Source organism: Candidatus Poribacteria bacterium, from assembly GCA_021295755.1.
Classification (GTDB): Bacteria; Poribacteria; WGA-4E; order WGA-4E; family PCPOR2b; genus PCPOR2b.
This window is the reverse complement of sequence record JAGWBT010000031.1, coordinates 3135-4108: the sequence shown is the minus strand read 5'-3', so window position 1 is coordinate 4108 and position 974 is coordinate 3135. Positions and strand designations below refer to the sequence as shown.

Annotated in this window: 1 protein-coding gene and 1 pseudogene (1 of these 2 only partly in view); both read left to right on the top strand. The window is 48.0% G+C overall.

What is annotated here, in order from left to right; genetic code table 11:
- Positions 1-398, top strand: a pseudogene (locus J4G02_06055) (anaerobic sulfatase maturase); it begins 792 nt to the left of the window's first position.
- A 172-nt stretch (positions 399-570) separates the two neighbouring features.
- Positions 571-974, top strand: a 404-nt coding sequence (locus J4G02_06050) for a PD40 domain-containing protein (GenBank protein ID MCE2394140.1), incomplete at its 3' end; no start/stop codon positions are given.

Genomic DNA, 974 nt, shown 5'->3' with positions numbered 1-974 from the left:
GCGACCTCTACTCCTGCGATCACTACGTTGATCCGGAATACTTCCTCGGCAACGTCATGGACTCACCAATGGAAGCGTTGGTCGAATCGACGTTCCAGCGGAAATTCGGAACCGACAAGCGGGACACCCTGCCTCAGTATTGCCTAGACTGCGAGGTCCGTTTCGTCTGTAACGGCGGCTGCCCAAAGAACCGTTTCATCAAGACACCGAGCGGTGAAGATGGCCTGAACTATCTTTGTGCGGGCTATAAGCAGTTTTTCAATCATATCGACAAACCGATGAAGATGATGGCTGCAGCGTTACAGGCTGGACGTCCCGCCGACAGCATTATGCCGTTGCTACGTCCTAAGCCGGTAGTAGGTACAGGTACGCGGAAAGTTGGTCGCAATTCACCCTGAAGCAGTGTTGCTTGAAATAGGTAGGACTTACGCAGTTGATTTATAAGTCCCCCTGATAAGGGGGATTTAGGGGGTTAAAAATAAAAAAATCCACACCACATGTTAAATTTGCGTAAATCCTGATAGATTAATCCAAGGAGGCATCCTATCGGCATGATGCGAAGGTACTAATATGGAAAGGAAATTTTTCGCTTTTTCGTGTATTGCATTTCTGATTTCAATTGACGTATCTGTGCACGCAAAAGAATTGGAAGACAAAATCGTCTTCGTTTCCGAACGCCAGGGCACTCCCGAAGTCTTCCTAGTTGAGGGCTTAGATGGACGACCCGTTCAACTCACCCGGAATCTGTTTGCTAGTTCGCCCTCAATCTCCCCCGATGGTACTGAAGTTGTATTTATTTCTTACCCTCCGGCACAGGCAGCAAATATTCTCAAACTGAACATTGCGAAACGCCGAATCGAGCAATTGACCCACAATGCCAAAAAGGATATTCGATACAGAAGCCTAGACTGGTCCCCTGATGGCCGAAAAATCCTGTTTATCACGGCTACGGGCCCACTAGAAGATCCAAGAAC